The organism is Streptomyces sp. NPDC104814 (assembly GCF_055583185.1).
This window is the reverse complement of sequence record NZ_JBVJOL010000002.1, coordinates 900,282-916,955: the sequence shown is the minus strand read 5'-3', so window position 1 is coordinate 916,955 and position 16,674 is coordinate 900,282. Positions and strand designations below refer to the sequence as shown.

Below are 16,674 nucleotides of genomic sequence, written 5' to 3'. Positions count from 1 at the left end.
CGGACACAGCATCGGCGCACGGGACTTCACCCCCGTCCGCTGACCCGCCAGCGCACGGGACTTCACCCCGTCCGCTGACCCGCCGGAACACCGACCACCGGGCCGGGACCCCCTCACGTGGGACGGGGGGCCCGGCCCGGTCGCGCGCGGGCCCCGAGCCGGGCGAGCCTCGTGCGGGAGGGCGGGTGTGTGCTCAGCCGGACAGGACGTTCAGCAGGCTGTCGACGTCCGCGGCTGTGTTGTAGAGGTGGAACGCGGCGCGGAGGTTGCCGGCGCGGTCGGAGACCTCTATGCCTGCCTCGCTCAACTCGCCCTGACGGCGGCCCAGTCCGGGCACGGACACGATCGCGGAGCCGGGCGCCGCGATTGGCTCGTGCCCGAGGGAGTCGAGTCCCTTGCGGAAGCGCTCGGCGAGCGCCACGTCGTGTGCGTGGACGGCGTCCAGGCCCAGCTCCTCGACCAGTTCGAGCGAGGCGCGCAGCCCGGCGTAGCTGAAGAGGGCAGGGCTGACGTCGAACCGCCGGACGGCCTGCGCGAGTTCGGTGACCGGCCCGTAGCAGCTGTCCCAGGGCCGCTCCCCCGCGGACCAGCCGGCGAGCAGCGGGGTGAGCCCGCCGAAGTCCTGCGCGGCGCCCGGCGCGACGAAGAACGCGGCACCGTGCGGGCCCATGAGCCACTTGAAGCCGACGGCGGCGAGGAAGTCGTAGTCACCCGGGTCGACGGGCAGCCAGCCGGCTGACTGGGAGGCGTCGAGGTAGACGCGGGCCCCGTGCGCGCGGGCCGCCTCCCGCACCGCGGCCAGGTCGGCGAGGCGGCCGTCGGCGGACTGCGTGACGCTGACCGAGACCAGCGCGGTGCCCGGGCGCACGGAGGCGGCGAGCCGCTCCAGCGGTACGGCCCGCACGGTGAGGTCGGCGCGCATGTGGAAGGGGTTCACCAGGGAGGAGAAGTCGGCCTCGGCGGTCAGGACTTCGGCTCCGGCGGGCAGCGAGGCGGCGATCAGCGCGCCGTACTCGGCGACCGACGCGCCGGTCGCCACCCGCTCCACCGGGACACCGGTCAGCCGGGCGAAGGAGGCGCGCACGGCCTCGACGTCCTCATAGAGGGAACCGAGCGGCCTGCCCTCGGCGCGCAGCCGCACCGCCCGGTGCAGGGCGGTCACGGTGCGGGCCGGGAGCAGGCCGTTGCTCGCGGTGTTCAGATAGATGTTCTCCGGGGCGAATTCGGCGCGGACGACGCTCTCGAAGGTCTCCATGGGACCACTGTGCGGCTCCGCGCACTCCCCGTCCATTGCGATTTTTTGCGCGGTACCGCCAAGGACTGCTTATGAGTCGCCGGTGACCTGCGGTTTTCTCCCGGTCAGCCGTGCTGCGGCACCGCGCATCCGTCCGGACCGCACGCCTCGGCGCCGCCGTCGTCGAGGAGGGTGAGCGGGGAGCGGTCGCCCCACGCCTGGGTGAGCGCCTGTGTGAAGACCTCGGCGGGCTGGGCGCCGGAGACGCCGTAGGTACGGTCGAGCACGAAGAACGGCACCCCGCGGGCGCCGAGCCGGGCGGCCTCGCGCTCGTCCTCGCGGACGGCGTCGGCGTAGGCGTCCGGATCGGCGAGCACCGCGCGGGCGGCATCCGCGTCGAGACCGGCGGCGACGGCCAGGTCCACGAGCCGCTGGTCGTCGGCGAAGACGGACCGCTCCTCGGCGAAGTTGGCCTTGTACAGCGCGTCCAGCAGCTGCTCCTGCCTGCCCTGCTCCTTGGCGAAGTGCAGCAGGCGGTGCATGTCGAAGGTGCTGCCGTGGTCGCGGCCGCGGGTGCGGTAGTCCAGGCCCTCGGCGGCGGCCTGGGCACCGAGGTTGTCCTCACCGGCCTGTGCCTGCGCCTCGCTCATGCCGTACTTCTTGGTCAGCATGGTGAGCACGGGCTGGATGTCGCCCTTGGCCCGGCCGGGGTCCAGCTCGAAGGAGCGGTGCACGACCTCGACCTGCTCACGGTGCGGGAAGGCCGCGAGCGCCTTCTCGAAGCGGGCCTTGCCCACGTAGCACCAGGGACAGGCGATGTCGCTCCAGATCTCGACGCGCAGGGTCACGGCTCACTCACTCCAGGTCGTACGGGGTCGCGGAGTCCCCTCCGCCTTCAGTGTGTGAACGTTCAAGCAGCCCGTTTCATTCCCCGGGCGGCCCACCCATGACGGCGCAGGCCCGCAGCAACGCCCCAAGGGGCGCGGGGAACGGCGCGGGCAACCCACCACGACCGGGCAGCCCGCATCGCACCCGCACCCCCACGACGGACCCGTGACCGCCCCGGCGAAGCCCTACCGCTCCAACCGGCCGTTGAACCGCCGCGGCAGCCCCAGCGGGTTGTCGTCCCGCAGCTCCGGCGGGAGCAGCGTCTCGGGCGCGCCCTGGTACACCACCGGTCGCAGCCACCGCTCGACGGCGGTCCCGCCGACCGACGTGGACGTGGACGTCGTCGCCGGGTACGGCCCCCCGTGGTGCTGCGCGGGCGCCACCGCGACGCCCGTCGGCCAGCCGTTGACCAGCACGCGTCCGGCGAGCGGCGTCAGCTCCCGCAGGATCTCCGCCCCGCGGCCCTCGCCCGCGGCCTCCCGCGAGGACAGCTGGACGGTCGCGGTGAGGTTGCCCGGCAGCCGGGACAGCACGCCCTTGACCTCCGCGTCGTCCTCGTAGCGGGCCACCACGGTGACCGGGCCGAAGCACTCCTCGAGCAGCAGGTCGTACGCCCCCTGCTCGGTCAGCCTGCTCGCCGGCACGGTGAGGAAGCCCGCGCTGACCGTGTGCTCGCCGCCCGCGCCCGGCGTCACGGGCGTCTCGACGTCGGGGAGCCCGGCGCGCTCGGCCACCCCGGCGACGAAGTTGTCCCGCATCCGGTGGTCGAGCAGGACACCGGCGTCGGTGTCGCTGACGGCGTCGGTCAGCGTCTTCACCAGCTGGTCGCCCGCGCCGCCGGCCGGCACCAGCACCAGGCCCGGTTTGACGCAGAACTGGCCGACCCCGAGGGTCATCGACCCGGCGAGCCCGGTGCCGATCGCCTCCGCACGTTCGGCGGCCGCGGCCTCGGTGACCACCACCGGGTTCAGCGAGCCCAGTTCGCCGTGGAACGGGATCGGCACCTCGCGGGCCGCGGCGGCGTCGAACAGCGCCCGGCCGCCGCGCACCGACCCGGTGAAGCCCGCGGCGGCGACCAGCGGGTGCCTGATCAGCTCGACGCCCGCCTCGAAGCCGTGGACGAGACCGAGGACCCCGGCGGGGATGCCGTGCTCCGCGGCGGCCTTGCGCAGCACCTTCGCGACCAGCTCGGACAGCGCCGGGTGGTCGGGGTGGGACTTGACGACGACCGGGCAGCCCGCGGCGAGCGCGCTCGCGGTGTCACCGCCGGGCACGGAGAAGGCGAAGGGGAAGTTGGACGCCGAGTAGACGGCGACGACACCGAGCGGGATCTTGTAGCGGCGCAGGTCGGGGACCGGCGGCGTCGCGGTGTCGTCGGGGTGGTCGATGACGACGTCGAGGAAGGCGCCCTCGTCGACGATGTCCGCGAAGGCGCGCAGCTGGTAGCAGGTGCGGGCGAGTTCGCCGGTGAGCCGGACCGGGCCGAGTGCGGTCTCGGCGTCGGCGACCTCGACGAGGTGGTCCTTCGCGGCGTGCAGCCGGTCGGCTGCGGTGCGCAGGAAGGCGGCGCGGACGGTGCGGTCGGCGAGCGAGTCACGGGCGGCGTGCGCGGCGCGGACGGCGGCGTCCACCTCCTGGGCTGTGGCCTCCACCGCAACCTGTTCCCGCTGCTTCCCGGTTCGGGGGTCGACACTCCAGACTGGTGCTGCTGCCACCGTGGGTCCCTCCCAGTACGTCGCCGCCCCACCAGGGGCGTTCGATATACTGAACGCTGTCTCTGATGATGAACAGCTCGGAGACTATTTCCCGTCCAACGAAGGGGTCAAGGGCGATGTCGGCAGGCGAGACGGGCGGCGGGGCGCAGGTCAAATCGGCGGTGCGGACGGTGGAGCTGCTGGAGTACTTCGCGGCGCGCCCCGGCATGCACTCCCTGGCGTCGGTGCAGGAGGCGGTCGGATATCCCAAGTCCAGCCTCTACATGCTGCTGCGCACCCTCGTGGACCTGGGGTGGGTGGAGACCGACGCGACGGGCACGCGGTACGGCATCGGAGTGCGGGCGCTGCTGGTCGGCACCTCCTACATCGACGGCGACGAGGTGGTCGCTGCGGCCCGGCCGACGCTGGACCGGCTCTCCGACGACACCACGGAGACCATCCACCTGGCCCGGCTGGACGGCACCAACGTCGTCTACCTGGCCACCCGGCAGTCGCAGCACTACCTGCGGCCCTTCACCCGGGTGGGGCGCCGGCTGCCCGCCCACTCCACGTCGCTGGGCAAGGCGATCCTCGCCACGTACAGCGACGAGCAGGTCCGCAAGATGCTCCCGGAGACGCTGCCGGCGCTGACCGAGAACACCATCACGGACCGCGAGAAGCTCATCGAGGAACTGCACCAGGTGCGCGAGCAGGGCTTCGCCGTGGACCGCGAGGAGAACACGCTGGGGCTGCGCTGCTTCGGCGTGTCGATCCCCTACCGCACCCCGGCCCGGGACGCCATCAGCTGCTCGGTGCCGGTGGCGCGCCTCACGCCCGCCCACGAACAGCTCGTCAAGGACGCCCTGTTCGACGCCCGGGACCGGCTGACCCTGGCCACCCGCAGGCTCTGAGACGTGGGCACGCGCGCGGACCGGCCCGTAGGCTGCCGGGCATGGATGTCGTCCTGCGTGAGGTCCACGACAGTGATCTGCCGGTGTTCTTCCGGCACATGAACGACCCGGAAGCGCTGCGCATGGCCGCCTTCACACCGAAGGACCCGGCCGACCGGGACGCCTTCGACGCGCACTGGCAGCGGGTGAGAGCGTCGGCCCACGTGCTGCGCACGATCCTCGCCGACGGTGACGTGGTCGGCTCGGCGGCGGTGTACGGGGAGCCGGGTGAGCGCGAGGTGACGTACTGGGTGGACCGGGCGTACTGGGGGCGCGGGGTGGCCACGGCCGCGCTGCGCGCCCTGGTCGGCGAGGTGCCCGAACGCCCGCTGTACGCGCGGGCGGCGGCCGACAACGCGGGCTCGCTGCGGGTGCTCGGCAAGTGCGGCTTCCGGGAGACGGCCCGGGCCACGGGGTTCGCGCAGGCCCGCGGCGAGGAGATCGAGGAGGTCGTGCTCCGGCTGCCGGGCTGAGCCGGGCCTCCCCGCGCGGCGGAGGCGGGCGGATCCGGTGAGGCGGGCCTCCCCCGCGTGGCGGAGGCGGATCGTCACCGCGCAGGAGGCCGCGGGCGGGCCGGGCGCGGGAGCGTGGGCGCATGAGTCCGTCACCCGCCCGCACGCCCTGCGCCCCGGACCGGCCGCGCCGCGTTCTGCGGGCCGTCACGATCGCGGCCTGCGTGCCGTATCTCGCCCTCAAGGCCGTCTGGATCGGCGGCGGTCGCCTCGGGATCCCCGACGGCAGTCCGCTGCTTGAGCACCGCACGACCATGGTCGTGGCCAACGGGGTCACCGTGCTCATGGACGGCGCGGTGATCGTGCTGGCACTGCTGCTGACCCGGCCGTGGGGGCTGCGGGTGCCGGCCCGGCTGCTCACCCTGCCCGCATGGGCGGCCACCGGTCTGCTCGCGCCGATCATGGCCGGCTACCCGCTCCAGCTGCTGGTCGCGGCCCTGGGCGTGCGCACGCACACGGCCGGCGGCGAACCCTTCCTGGACGCCTGGGTGTTCGCCGTGGTGTACACCGGTTTCATCGTGCAGGGCCTGTGCCTGGGCGCGCTGTTCGTGCGGTACGCCCGCGACCGCTGGGGCGGTCTGTGGCGCGGCCGCGTGGGGGAACTGGCGCCCGGGGCACGCGGATGGGGCCGGCGGGTGGCCGCGGGTGCCGCCGCGGTGCTCGCGCCCGCCGTCGTCGCACCGCACCTGCTGTGGCTGTCCGGCAGCACGGCGGGCCTCAGCACGGGTCGTGCCGGCGCCCGGGACAGCGGCTTCTACGTCATGGAGGCCCTGTACGTGGTCTTCCTCGCGTCGGCCGTCACCGGCGGCCTGCTGCTCGCGTCGCGCCGGGGCCGCCGGCTGCCCGTCGCGGTGCCCCTCGCGCTGACCTGGCTCGGCTCCGGCGCGACGGCCTGCTGGGGCGGCTGGCTCGCGCTGGCCTCGCTGACCGGTGTGGAGAAGGCCGCCGACCGGCCCACGGCGCTGATGAACCTCACCTACGCTGGCCACATGATCATCGGACTGCTGGTCGCCGCCGTCGGCGTGTGGTTCCTCGCGGAGCGGTCCGCGCTGCCCGGCCCGGGGGCCGCGCCGGGCGCCGGGCGGCCGACGGTTCCCTCCGGACCGGCGGCGGCCGCGGAGCCCGGCGCGTGAGATCCGGGGCCCGGCTGCTGTTCGGGAGGCGGGCGCGACGCCGTTGGATACATCTGATCCTCGGCGGTGCGCTCGCCATGCCGTATGTCTTCGTCGGCGAGGTGATCATCGGGCCGGCCCTGGACTCCCGGTACGTCTTCGGCGACCTGCGGCTGCAACTGCTGTCGTTCGCCGCGGGGTTGCCGCTGGCCGCGCTCACCGCCGCCGTCTTCCCGATGACCCGGCCGCTGGAGGCGGGCGCGGCGCGCGCCCTGTGCGGGATCGACCCCGACGCCCTCTTCCCCGCGCCGGCCCGGGGCCGTGCCGCGCGCGGCCGGTCGGCGGCCTGGTTCACGCTGCACCTCGGGCTCGGCGGCATCCTGTCCGGGATGTCGCTGGCCGTGCCGCCGTTCGCGGTCGTCCTGATGGTGCTGCCGCTGTCCGCGGGACTGCGCGGAAGCGGACTGGGACTTCCCGGCGCCCTCGTCCACGGCTGGGGCCTGGCACTCACCCCGCTCGCCGGTCTCGCCGCCCTGCTGGCGCTGGCCGGATGCGCGGCCGGCTGCGGTGCACTGCTGGCCCGGTGCGCGCCCGCGCTGCTCGGACCGGCCCCGGAGGACCGGCTGGCGGCCGCCGAGGCGCGCGCCGCCGACCTCGCCGTACGCAACCGGCTCGCCCGCGAGCTGCACGACTCCGTCGGGCACGCCCTCAGCGCGGTCACCCTGCAGGCGAGCGCGGCCCGCCGGGTGCTGGACAGCGACCCGGAGTTCGTCCGCGAGGCGCTCGCCGCGATCGAGGACACCACCCGGCGTACCGTCGGTGAACTCGACGCCGTCCTCGGCGTACTGCGCGCCGGTGACACCCCCGGTACGGCGCCCGCGCCCAACCTCGCCGCCGACCTCGACGCCCTGCTGCGGCGCACCCGGGCCGGCGGCCTGCGGGTGCGGGCCGAGGTCGGCGTGGACCCGGCCGCGCTGCCCGACCTGGTCTCCCGGGAGGCGTACCGGATCGTGCAGGAGGGGCTGAGCAACGCCCTGAAGCACGGCGACGCCGGGACCGCGGTGGACGTGCGGATCATGGCCGCCGGCGCGCATCTGGAGATCACCCTGACCAACTCCCTGCGCCCTTCGCGCGTGCCGGCCGTCCGGCCCGGCGGCGGCCACGGCCTGCGCGGCATCGCCGACCGGGCCCGGCTCCTGGGCGGTGGCGCCGAGGCCGGCCCGGCCGGCACGGCATGGCGACTCCACGTCCACCTGCCGATGCGGGAAACCGCTTGATCCCCCGCGAGCCCTTCGGCAGGCCCCGCACACCCCGACGAAGGGACCCGTATGAGCCGTGAGCCGATCCGGATCGTGCTCGCCGACGACGAGCGCATGGTCCGCACCGCGCTGCACGCCATCCTGTCCGCGGAACCGGACCTGGAGGTGGTCGGGGAGGCGGCGACCGGCGCCGAGGCGGTGTCCGTCGTGCGCGACCGGAAGCCAGACGTGGTGCTGATGGACGTGCGCATGCCGCAGATCGACGGCATCCGCGCCACCGAGCAGATCCTCGCCACGCTCCCCGACCCGCCCCGCGTCGTCGTCGTCACGACCTTCGAGAACGACTCCTACGTGTACGACGCCCTGCGCGCCGGAGCCGCCGGGTTCCTGCTGAAACGGGCGGACGCCGACACGCTCGTCCAAGCGGTACGGCTGATCGCGCACAGCGACACCCTGCTGTTCCCGTCCGCCGTGCGCACGCTCGCCGCCGCCCACGCGGGCGCCCCGGCCGCGCCCCCGGCGTGGGTGAGGCGGCTCACGGACCGCGAGCGCGAGGTGCTGCGGCTGATGGCGGCCGGGCTGACCAACGCGGAGATCGCCGGGCGCATGGGCGTCGGCCCCGCCACGGTGAAGACGCATGTGGCGTCGGTGCTGGCCAAGACCGGCACCCGGGACCGCACCCAGGCGGTGATCGCCGCGTACGAGGCGGGCTTCCTGAGCGGACGATGAGAAAACCGGGCACGAGGGAACGATCGGCGCCCTCCTGCTCGTCTTCTGATCGGGATGAACAAGACGATCAGGCGCGCATCGGTCTTCGCGCTGCTCCTGGTGCTCGCCCTGCTGGTGCGGGCGACCTGGGTGCAGTTCTACGACGGCACGGCGCTCGCGGACGACAAGGACAACCGGCGCAACGCGATCCAGACGTACGCGGAGCCGCTCGGCAACATCATCGTGGCCGGGCGCTCCGTGACGGGCTCGACGCGGACGTCGGGCGGTGATCTGGCGTACAAGCGCACGTACACGGACGGGAGGCTGTACGCGGCGGTGACGGGCTATGCCTCGCAGGCCTACGCCCCGACCCAGCTGGAGGGCATCTACTCCCAGCTGCTCAACGGCACGGACCCGCGGCTGCGGACGGTGATGGACACGGTCACCGGCAAGCGGGCCGACCCGGGCAACGTGCTGACGACCATCGACCCGGACGTGCAGAAGGCGGCGTACAAGGCGCTCGGCGGCAACAAGGGCGGGGCCGTCGCGATCGACCCGAAGACGGGCCGGATCCTCGCCGTGGTGTCGACGCCGTCGTACGACCCGTCCGCGCTCACCGACGCCAACACCGCGGGCTCGGCGTGGAAGGCGCTGAACGCGGACCCGGACAAGCCGCTGAACAACCGGGGCCTGCGTCAGCCGCTGCCGCCGGGCTCCACGTTCAAGCTGGTGGTGGCCGCCGCCGCGCTGGAGGACGGGCTGTACTCCTCGGTGGACCAGCACACGGTGAGTCCGGACCCGTACCGGCTGCCGGGCACCTCCAAGGACCTCAGCAACGAGAACCCGTCGGCGCCCTGCGAGAACGCCTCCATCCGGGTCGCCCTGCAGTACTCCTGCAACAACGTCTTCGCGAAGATGGCGGTCGACCTCGGGCAGGACAAGGTGCGCGCGCAGGCCGAGAAGTTCGGCTTCGACGACGAGCAGCAGGACGTGCCGGTGCGGGCGTACCCGAGCGTGTACCCCAAGGACATGGACAAGGCGCAGACCGCGCTGACCGGTATCGGCCAGTTCGACGTGACGGCGACGCCGCTGCAGATGGCGATGGTGTCGGCGGCGATCGCCAACGGCGGCAAGCTGGTCTCGCCGCACATGGTGGCCCAGGTCACCGACAGCGGCGGCGATGTGCTGCACAACTACGACGACGACGCGTCGAGCAAGGAGATCGTCAGCTCCCGCACCGCCGAGCAGCTCCAGTCGGCGATGCAGACGGTCGTCGAGGAGGGCACGGGCACCAACGCCCGGATCTCCGGCGCGACCGTCGGCGGCAAGACCGGTACGGCCCAGCACGGCGAGAACAACAGCAAGACGCCGTACGCCTGGTTCACCTCCTACGCCAAGGCCGGCGACAAGGAGGTGGCGGTGGCGGTCATGGTCGAGCAGTCGGACGCGGCGCGCTCCGAGGTCAGCGGCAACGGGCTGGCCGCGCCGGTGGCCAAGGCCATGATGAAGGCCGCGCTGAAGAAGTAGGGCCGCGGGACGTGGGGGGGCAGCCGCTCGGGGGCTGCCCCCTTCGTCGTCGGACCGTGCCTAGCCGACGTAGTACGTCGGGTTGGGCAGCTTGTACGTCCGGTCGGCGTAGCCGCCCTCGAGGTCGGAGTACTGGTCGCCGAAGTTGGCGATGACCTCGTAGCCGAGGTCGTCCTCGATGTGCCGGCGCGTGCCCGCCTTGTACTGCACGGTGGTGCAGTTCCAGGTGCCGGGGGTGGCGCAGTCACCCAGGTAGGCGGGCGGGTTGGCCTTGTCCTTGAGGAACATGTGGCCGGCGTCCAGGTTCACGTCGGCGCCGACCTTCTTCAGGTTGTCGACGGCGGCGGTGCGCTGGGCCTCGCTCAGGCCGGAGTTGTAGAAGACCGTGACGCCCTTGGAGGCGGCGTAGCGGACCAGCTCGGGGCTGCCGAAGACGGCCGGGCGGTCGGCCTTGTCCACGTACGCGTTCCAGGTGGCGCCGTTGTACGTGTAGTTGGTCTTCTTCTCGTAGTCGAGGCTGAGCAGCAGGGTGTCGTCGATGTCGAAGACGACGGCCGGCTTCTCGCCCTTCTTCAGCGCCTTGCGGGCGGCCTTGTCGATGTACTTCCGGGCGGCCGCGTCGATCTGCGCGAGGTCGTCGGCGTACGGGCTGGTGGGCGAGGCCTGGTAGACGCCGTTCGCGTCGAGCGTCGTGCCGTAGTAGGTGTCGATGTCCTTGACCAGGACGCCGATGTTGTACGGCTCGTGCGTGGAGTTGGCCGTCGACTGGTCGGCGGTGGCCGCGCCGGCGCCGTAGAGGGCGGCACCGGCGACGGCACAGGCGGCCGCGGCGGCCGCGAAACGCAGTGGCTTATGCATGACAGGTTTCTACGCGCGTCACCCCCTCGGGCGCGAGGTCCGTGGCCCGATCGATACCTCTTTCGCAGGCAAAAATCCGGTCAAGCCGACGGTCACGCCGCGCCCTTGGCCGGGAGCGAGTGCGAGCCCGCCAGGCGGAAGTGCGGCCGCTTCAGACGCGGTGCGTCTCGCCCTCCAGGGCGGCGGCGGTGGCACCACCGAAGACGGCGGCGGCGCGTGCGGTGGCCGCGTCCCGCGTCAGCGTGGGTCCCACATGAGTGAGGAGCAGCCGCCGGGCGGAGGCCTCACGGGCGGTGCGGCCGGCGTCCTCCGGGGTCAGATGGACCTGTTCGCCTTCGCGATGGACGTCGATGTCGGCCTCGCACAGGAACAGGTCGGCGTCCCGGGCGAGTCCGGTGAGCGCGCCGCAGGGTCCGCTGTCCCCGGAGTAGGCGAGCACGCGGCCCGCGCACTCGGCACGCAGCCCGTACGCCTCGGTGTCGTGGACGACTGCCCGTGCGGTGAGGCCGAGGCCGCCGTGGCGGGCGACATGCCCGTCGTACAGGGGCCGGAAGTCGAGGACACCGTTCAGGAATCCGGTGTCCGTCCGCCCGAGGAACCCGGCGATCCGCTGTGCGCACCCCTCGGGCGCGTACACCGGCAGGGGCGCCGCCGGGGTGAGCCCGCCGAAGGCGAGGCCGTAGACGGCGGCGAGCAGGTCGGCGCTGTGGTCGGCGTGCAGATGGGAGATCCATACGGCGGTGAGCCGCGCCGGGTCCGTGTGCCGCCGCAACTCCGCGAACGTCCCGAACCCCGCGTCCACCCACACCTCGGCACCGCCGCCCCGCAGCAGATACCCGGAGCAGGGACGCCCGGGACCGGGGTGCGGGGAGGCGGTGCCGAGGACGGTGAGGGTGAGGGACATGGGGCGAGGGTACGGGGGGTGCGGCTCCGGCCTGCCGGCGGTTCACGGTTGCGGCGCCCAGCCCGCTGCTGGGACGGGTGGTCGGCCGGCGGGTCAGACCGCCGGGGCCCACCCCGGGTCCCGCCCGCTCAGTCCCACCGCGCGGTCCAGCAGCGGTGCGTCCTGCGGGACCGGGACCACCGGGCCGAAGACGCCGTTGCCGCTGCCGTCGGCGGCCGAGTCCAGGAAGGCGTGGGCCGCCCGGAGCGCGGCCGGGTCCGGCTCGTAGGGGTGACCGGTCGCGCGGGCCAGGTCCCAGGCGTGGACGACCAGTTCGTCGGCGACGACGGCCGCGGCGACGGCGCCCGGGAGGTCGACGCCGCCCGCGCGGGTCATGCCGGTCCAGGCGGCCGGGTCGCGCCAGGCGTCGGCGAGGTCGTCCAGGGCCTTGGGGAGCTGTGCGCGCCAGTCGGGGCCGATGTCCGGCACATGCGCGGCCGGCGGGGTGTCCGTGGTCGGCCCGAGGTTCTTGCGGGCCGCGTCGCGGAAGGCGACGGAGAGTCCCAGCAGGTGCCCGAGCAGGTTGCGCACCGCCAGCTCGGGGCACGGCGTGGGGCCGGCGAGCTGGTCGTCGCGCACCTGCTCGGCGAGGCGGGCGACGATCTGCGTCTGCGGTCCGAGGTCGAAGGCGGTCGTGTCGTCGGTCATCTGCTGCTCCCGGGGCGGATCGGTGGCCACTGGGGAGGTAGACCGAGGGCGGCACCGGAACTCATCGGTGCCGGGCCGGTCCTTGCAGGTCGGCCCCCGCTCGGCCGCCGTTCAGCCGCCGTCGAGGGCGTCGCGGACCGCCGCCAGGTCGGTGTCCGAGGCGAGGCCGGCGTGATAGAGGCGTAGCTCGTTCGCGCCGAGGTCACGCGCGCCTACCGCGTCCGCCGCGAGGGTGCGGGGGCTGCCGCCCATGCCGGAGACCACGGTGAGGTTGGCGGCGAGCACGCCCCGCTGCTGGTCGGCGAAGGGTGCCAGCAGGGCCGGGCCGCCGGTGCAGGGGACGACCACGCCGTCCGCGACGGAGAGGATGTGCGCCGGGTCGACGCCGGCGTTGGCGCCGCAGTGGTAGGACACCGGGTCGGCGTGCAGCAGTACCTGGAAGCCGTCCGGTGCGGCGGCGCGTACGGCGGCGACGGCCTCCTCCTGAAGGGTGCGGGCGGTGTCGTCGCGGTACGCGCGCGTGGCGGCGGCCGTGGACTCGCCGAGCAGTTTCTCGACGCCGGCCCAGCCGGGTGCGCACGGCTCCTCGCGCCACACCGGCTCCAGTGCGGTGCGCACGGCGGCCGCCAGGTCCCCGGCGTCCAGGCCGTGGCGGCCGTAGCCCTCCTGGCAGGCCGGGCAGAAGCACAGCGACATCAGGTACTGCCCGGCCTCCCCCAGCCCGACGCCGCCCGTCTTGTCGTGGGCGTGCAGATGGGCGAGCCCGTACCAGCCGAGGGACTCCAGCTCGGTGCCGCGCGCCCCGGGGCGTACGGCGGCCTCGGCGGCGAGCGCGACGAGGTACGCGCGCGTGGCGGGCTGTGCGATGCACGGGGCCCAGGGGTAGCGGTCGCCGTAGGCGTTGACGACCGAGGTGTGCGGATGCTCGGCGCCGAGGCGGGAGTTGTGGGCGAGGACCACCCAGCTGTGCACCTCGAGGCCCGCGTCGGCGAGCGCCGCGGCGGCCTCGCCGTAGGCGTCGCCGGGTGCCCAGGCCCCGGCCGCATACGGGCGCAGCGTGTGCTCCTGCCACGCCTCGCCCGGCGGGTAGAGCACTGCGGCGTACTCGGCGGTGACGACACGGTGGCGCGGGTGACGGGGCGTCAACGCGCGCGTGGAGTGGTAGGCGGCGGCCAGCGTCACCTGTTGCACGCCGAGGCCGGCGATCCGGGCCGGTGCCTCCGGGTCCCCCACCACGTCCCAGGGGTAGACGAACGCCGACGCCGTCACTTGTCCTCCTCCAGCAGGTTGCGTCCGCGCTCGATCAGCCGCGCGAGTTGCTCGACATGGTCCTCGGCCGGCTCGTGCAGCGGGGGCCGCACCTGGCCGACGTCCAGCCCGCGCAGCCGTACACCCGCCTTGACCAGGGAGACCGCGTAACCGCGACCCCGGGCGCGCAGTTCGACGAAGGGGCGGTAGAAGCCGTCCAGGAGCCGGTCGGCGGTCGCCTGGCGGCCGTCCTCAAGCGCCCGGTGGAACGCGAGGGCGATCTCGGGGGCGAAGCAGAAGACCGCGGAGGAGTACAGCGGGACGCCGACGGCCCGGTAGGCGCGCTGGGTCAGCTCGGCGGTGGGCAGGCCGTTGAAGTACAGGAAGGGGCCCGGCACGTCGGTGCGCACGGCACTGACCGTGCGCTGCATCAGATCGAGGTCGCCGAGGCCGTCCTTGAGGCCGATGACACCTCGCGTGCGGGCGAGGTCGACGACGGTGCCGGGGGTGAACACCGCGTTGTCGCGCTGGTAGACGATGACGGGCAGGGCGCTCGCGGCGGCGATCTCCCGGTAGTGCCGCAGCAGCCCCTCCTGCCCGGCGACGACGAGGTAGGGCGGCATGGCGAGCAGCCCGTCGGCCCCGGCGTCCTCGGCGAGCCGGGCGAAGTGGGTGGCGAGGGCGGTGCCGTACCCGGTGCCGGCGAGCACGGGGACGCGCCCGTCGGCGGCCTCGACGGCCGTGCGCACGCAGGACGCGAACTCCTGCGGTGTCAGCGCGTGGAACTCCCCGGTGCCGCAGCAGGCGAACACGGCGGCGGCCCCGTCCTCGACGCCGCGGCGCACATGGGTGCGGTAGGTGTCGAGGTCGACCGAGCCGTCGGGGCCGTAGGCGGTGACGGGGAAGAACAACGGCCCGCCGGGGACGCCGAGTCGAGCGGCGAGGGGGACTGACGACACGGGCACTCCCTGGAGGCACTGGTGATCGCGATCGATTATGTCTTTGACCGTTGTCCATATGCATGAACGTGGTCAGCCTAGGGAGCCCCTTCGGCACCGGTCAAGCACGCGGGCCGGACCGAGTGCGCCGGTCACACCGGGAGGCCAGTGGATTCCGCTGCTTCGCGCGCCCCTTGACGGCGCGAGGCACCGATCTTTAGCGTGTCCACGCATGTGAATGACCGTCACGCATGCGGCCGTTGACGCAAGGAGACCGAGGATGCCCGCTCCCCGTACCGTTCTGCTCACCGGCGCCGCCGGCGGGCTCGGCACCCTGATGCGGGACCTGCTCCCCGGTCACGGCTACACGCTGCGTCTGCTCGACGTCCGCCCGATCGAGGGCGAGCCGGGGGCGATCACCGCGGACCTCGCCGACGCGGACGCCCTGCGCGAGGCCGTCCGGGGCGTCGACGCGATCATCCACCTCGCCGGCATCTCCCTGGAAGCCCCCTTCGCCAAGATCCTCTCGGCGAACATCGAGGGCACCTACAACCTGTACGAGGCGGCCCGCCAGGAAGGCGTGCGGCGCATCGTCTTCGCCTCCTCCAACCACGCCGTCGGCTACACCCCCCGGCCGCGGGGCGACGACCCGCTGATCCCCGTGGACACCCCGCGTCGCCCCGACACCTTCTACGGCCTGTCCAAGTGTTTCGGCGAGGACCTCGCCCAGCTGTACTGGGACAAGCACGGCCTGGAGACCGTCTCGGTGCGCATCGGCTCCTGCTTCCCGGAGCCGACCAGCGTGCGCATGCTGTCGGTGTGGATGAGCCCGGCCGACGGCGCCCGCCTCTTCCACGCCGCCCTGACCGCCGAGCACGTCGGCCACACCGTGGTCTACGGCTCGTCCGCCAACACGCGCCTGTGGTGGGACCTGACCTCCGCGCGGGCGCTCGGCTACGAGCCGCGCGACGACTCCGAGCCGTACGCCGCGAAGCTGATCGCCGAACAGGGCGAGCTGGATCCCGGCAACGAGGCGCATGCCCGCCTGGGCGGTCACTTCGTCACCGACCCGCCGATCTGGCCGTACTGATCCGGCGGAAAGTCGTCGCTCCCGGGGACGGGCGGGCACCGAACGGGCCCGCCCGCCCCCGCGTCCGGGCACCGGCCGTGCCCGATCCCACCGCCGCGCACCGCTTCTTCGCAGGTCCGCTGCGGGCACCGCGTGGCGCACCCGGGCACACCCGGGCAGCATCGGGCCCGCAACAGACCTGGTCAGCGCCTGGGACCCGCTGTAGAACTTCCCCCATGGGCCCGAACGGGCACCGCGGAGAGGGAGGTGGGCCGGCCTTGACCACGAGAAGTGCGGAAGAACGCCAACGGGAGATCGTGCGGGCGGCCCGCGCCACCGGGTCGGTGGACGTCACCGCGCTCGCCGCCGAGCTGGGCGTGGCCAAGGAGACCGTACGGCGGGATCTGCGCGCCCTGGAGGACCACGGGCTGGTCCGCCGTACCCATGGCGGGGCCTACCCGGTGGAGAGCGCCGGCTTCGAGACGACGCTCGCCTTCCGCGCCACCAGTCACGTGCCCGAGAAGCGCAGGATCGCGGCCGCCGCGGCCGAGCTGCTCGGGGACGCCGAGACGGTCTTCGTCGACGAGGGCTTCACGCCGCAGCTCATCGCCGAGGCCCTGCCCCGGGACCGGCCGCTGACCGTCGTCACCGCGTCCCTGCCGGTCGCGGGCGCACTCGCCGAGGCACCGGACACGTCGGTGCTGCTGCTCGGCGGGCGGGTCCGCTCCGGCACCCTCGCCACGGTCGACCACTGGACGACGAAGATGCTCGCCGGGTTCGTCCTCGACCTCGCCTACATCGGCGCCAACGGCATCTCCCGCGAGTACGGCCTGACCACGCCCGACCCGGCGGTCGGCGAGGTCAAGGCGCAGGCGATGCGCGCCGCGCGGCGCTGTGTCTTCGCGGGTGTGCACACCAAGTTCGGGGCGGTGAGCTTCTCCCGGTTCGCCGAGGTCGGCGCGCTGGAGGCGATCGTGACGAGCACCCAGCTCCCGGCGGCCGAGGCCCACCGCTACTCCCTGCTGGGCCCGCAGGTCATCCGGGTCTGACCACCCCCTCACCCCCTCCCCCGGGGACCGCCCTGCC

16 protein-coding genes are annotated in these 16,674 nt (G+C 73.7%); 8 read left to right on the top strand and 8 right to left on the bottom strand.

All coding sequences use genetic code 11. The annotated features are described in order from the left end of the window. Window positions 1-193: 193 nt before the first annotated feature. The 3 genes from ACZ64A_RS12660 to ACZ64A_RS12650 form a co-directional block, all read right to left on the bottom strand. Window positions 194-1,255, bottom strand: a complete 1,062-nt coding sequence (locus tag ACZ64A_RS12660; RefSeq protein ID WP_469810031.1) for an aminotransferase class V-fold PLP-dependent enzyme — start codon at window positions 1,253-1,255, stop codon at window positions 194-196. 104 nt (window positions 1,256-1,359) lie between these two features. Beyond that, window positions 1,360-2,076 carry a DsbA family oxidoreductase gene (locus ACZ64A_RS12655; RefSeq protein WP_469810193.1) on the bottom strand — a complete coding sequence of 239 codons (717 nt, stop codon included), beginning with the start codon at window positions 2,074-2,076 and terminating at the stop codon, window positions 1,360-1,362. A 231-nt stretch (window positions 2,077-2,307) separates the two neighbouring features. Continuing rightward, on the bottom strand, window positions 2,308-3,837 hold the full coding sequence (locus ACZ64A_RS12650; RefSeq protein ID WP_469810030.1) for an aldehyde dehydrogenase (NADP(+)): 1,530 nt from the start codon (window positions 3,835-3,837) through the stop codon (window positions 2,308-2,310). A gap of 116 nt (window positions 3,838-3,953) precedes the next feature. Between ACZ64A_RS12650 and ACZ64A_RS12645 the strand changes: the two genes are divergently transcribed. The 6 genes from ACZ64A_RS12645 (at window position 3,954) to ACZ64A_RS12620 (ending at window position 9,884) form a co-directional block, all read left to right on the top strand. Next, window positions 3,954-4,727, top strand: coding sequence for an IclR family transcriptional regulator (locus tag ACZ64A_RS12645; RefSeq protein WP_361636390.1), 774 nt, complete (start codon window positions 3,954-3,956; stop codon window positions 4,725-4,727). A 41-nt stretch (window positions 4,728-4,768) separates the two neighbouring features. Beyond that, window positions 4,769-5,239, top strand: coding sequence for a GNAT family N-acetyltransferase (locus tag ACZ64A_RS12640; protein ID WP_469810028.1), 471 nt, complete (start codon window positions 4,769-4,771; stop codon window positions 5,237-5,239). A gap of 122 nt (window positions 5,240-5,361) precedes the next feature. Next, complete coding sequence (locus ACZ64A_RS12635; RefSeq protein ID WP_469810027.1) at window positions 5,362-6,411, top strand: hypothetical protein; 1,050 nt, start codon at window positions 5,362-5,364, stop codon at window positions 6,409-6,411. Further along, window positions 6,408-7,667: a sensor histidine kinase gene (locus ACZ64A_RS12630; protein WP_469810025.1), complete on the top strand. Its 1,260-nt coding sequence runs from the start codon at window positions 6,408-6,410 to the stop codon at window positions 7,665-7,667. The genes ACZ64A_RS12635 and ACZ64A_RS12630 overlap by 4 nt, the downstream gene beginning before the upstream one ends. 51 nt (window positions 7,668-7,718) lie before the next feature. After that, window positions 7,719-8,378, top strand: coding sequence for a response regulator transcription factor (locus ACZ64A_RS12625; RefSeq protein ID WP_469810024.1), 660 nt, complete (start codon window positions 7,719-7,721; stop codon window positions 8,376-8,378). Window positions 8,379-8,432: 54 nt separating this feature from the next. After that, window positions 8,433-9,884 (top strand): peptidoglycan D,D-transpeptidase FtsI family protein, encoded by a 1,452-nt coding sequence (locus ACZ64A_RS12620; protein ID WP_469810023.1) that lies wholly within the window; start codon window positions 8,433-8,435, stop codon window positions 9,882-9,884. 60 nt (window positions 9,885-9,944) lie between these two features. On the opposite strand, the gene ACZ64A_RS12615 is transcribed toward ACZ64A_RS12620, so the two are convergent. From ACZ64A_RS12615 to ACZ64A_RS12595, 5 genes are all read right to left on the bottom strand, one after another. Next, complete coding sequence (locus ACZ64A_RS12615) at window positions 9,945-10,742, bottom strand: HAD family acid phosphatase (RefSeq protein WP_469810022.1); 798 nt, start codon at window positions 10,740-10,742, stop codon at window positions 9,945-9,947. Between the two features lie 151 nt (window positions 10,743-10,893). Beyond that, window positions 10,894-11,646 (bottom strand): MBL fold metallo-hydrolase, encoded by a 753-nt coding sequence (locus ACZ64A_RS12610; protein ID WP_469810021.1) that lies wholly within the window; start codon window positions 11,644-11,646, stop codon window positions 10,894-10,896. A 93-nt stretch (window positions 11,647-11,739) separates the two neighbouring features. Then, window positions 11,740-12,333, bottom strand: coding sequence for a TIGR03086 family metal-binding protein (locus ACZ64A_RS12605; protein WP_469810019.1), 594 nt, complete (start codon window positions 12,331-12,333; stop codon window positions 11,740-11,742). 111 nt (window positions 12,334-12,444) lie between these two features. After that, entirely contained in the window at window positions 12,445-13,602 is a 1,158-nt protein-coding gene (locus ACZ64A_RS12600) for a hypothetical protein (RefSeq protein WP_469810018.1), read from the bottom strand. Next, complete coding sequence (locus ACZ64A_RS12595; RefSeq protein WP_469810017.1) at window positions 13,599-14,540, bottom strand: 5-dehydro-4-deoxyglucarate dehydratase; 942 nt, start codon at window positions 14,538-14,540, stop codon at window positions 13,599-13,601. The genes ACZ64A_RS12600 and ACZ64A_RS12595 overlap by 4 nt, the downstream gene beginning before the upstream one ends. Window positions 14,541-14,799: 259 nt before the next feature. Between ACZ64A_RS12595 and ACZ64A_RS12590 the strand changes: the two genes are divergently transcribed. Both ACZ64A_RS12590 and ACZ64A_RS12585 read left to right on the top strand, forming a co-directional pair. Continuing rightward, the gene (locus tag ACZ64A_RS12590) at window positions 14,800-15,609 is read left to right on the top strand and encodes an NAD-dependent epimerase/dehydratase family protein (RefSeq protein ID WP_469810015.1); all 810 of its coding nucleotides are present in this window, start codon (window positions 14,800-14,802) and stop codon (window positions 15,607-15,609) included. Between the two features lie 257 nt (window positions 15,610-15,866). Then, window positions 15,867-16,637: a DeoR/GlpR family DNA-binding transcription regulator gene (locus ACZ64A_RS12585; RefSeq protein WP_469810014.1), complete on the top strand. Its 771-nt coding sequence runs from the start codon at window positions 15,867-15,869 to the stop codon at window positions 16,635-16,637. Window positions 16,638-16,674 lie beyond the last annotated feature (37 nt).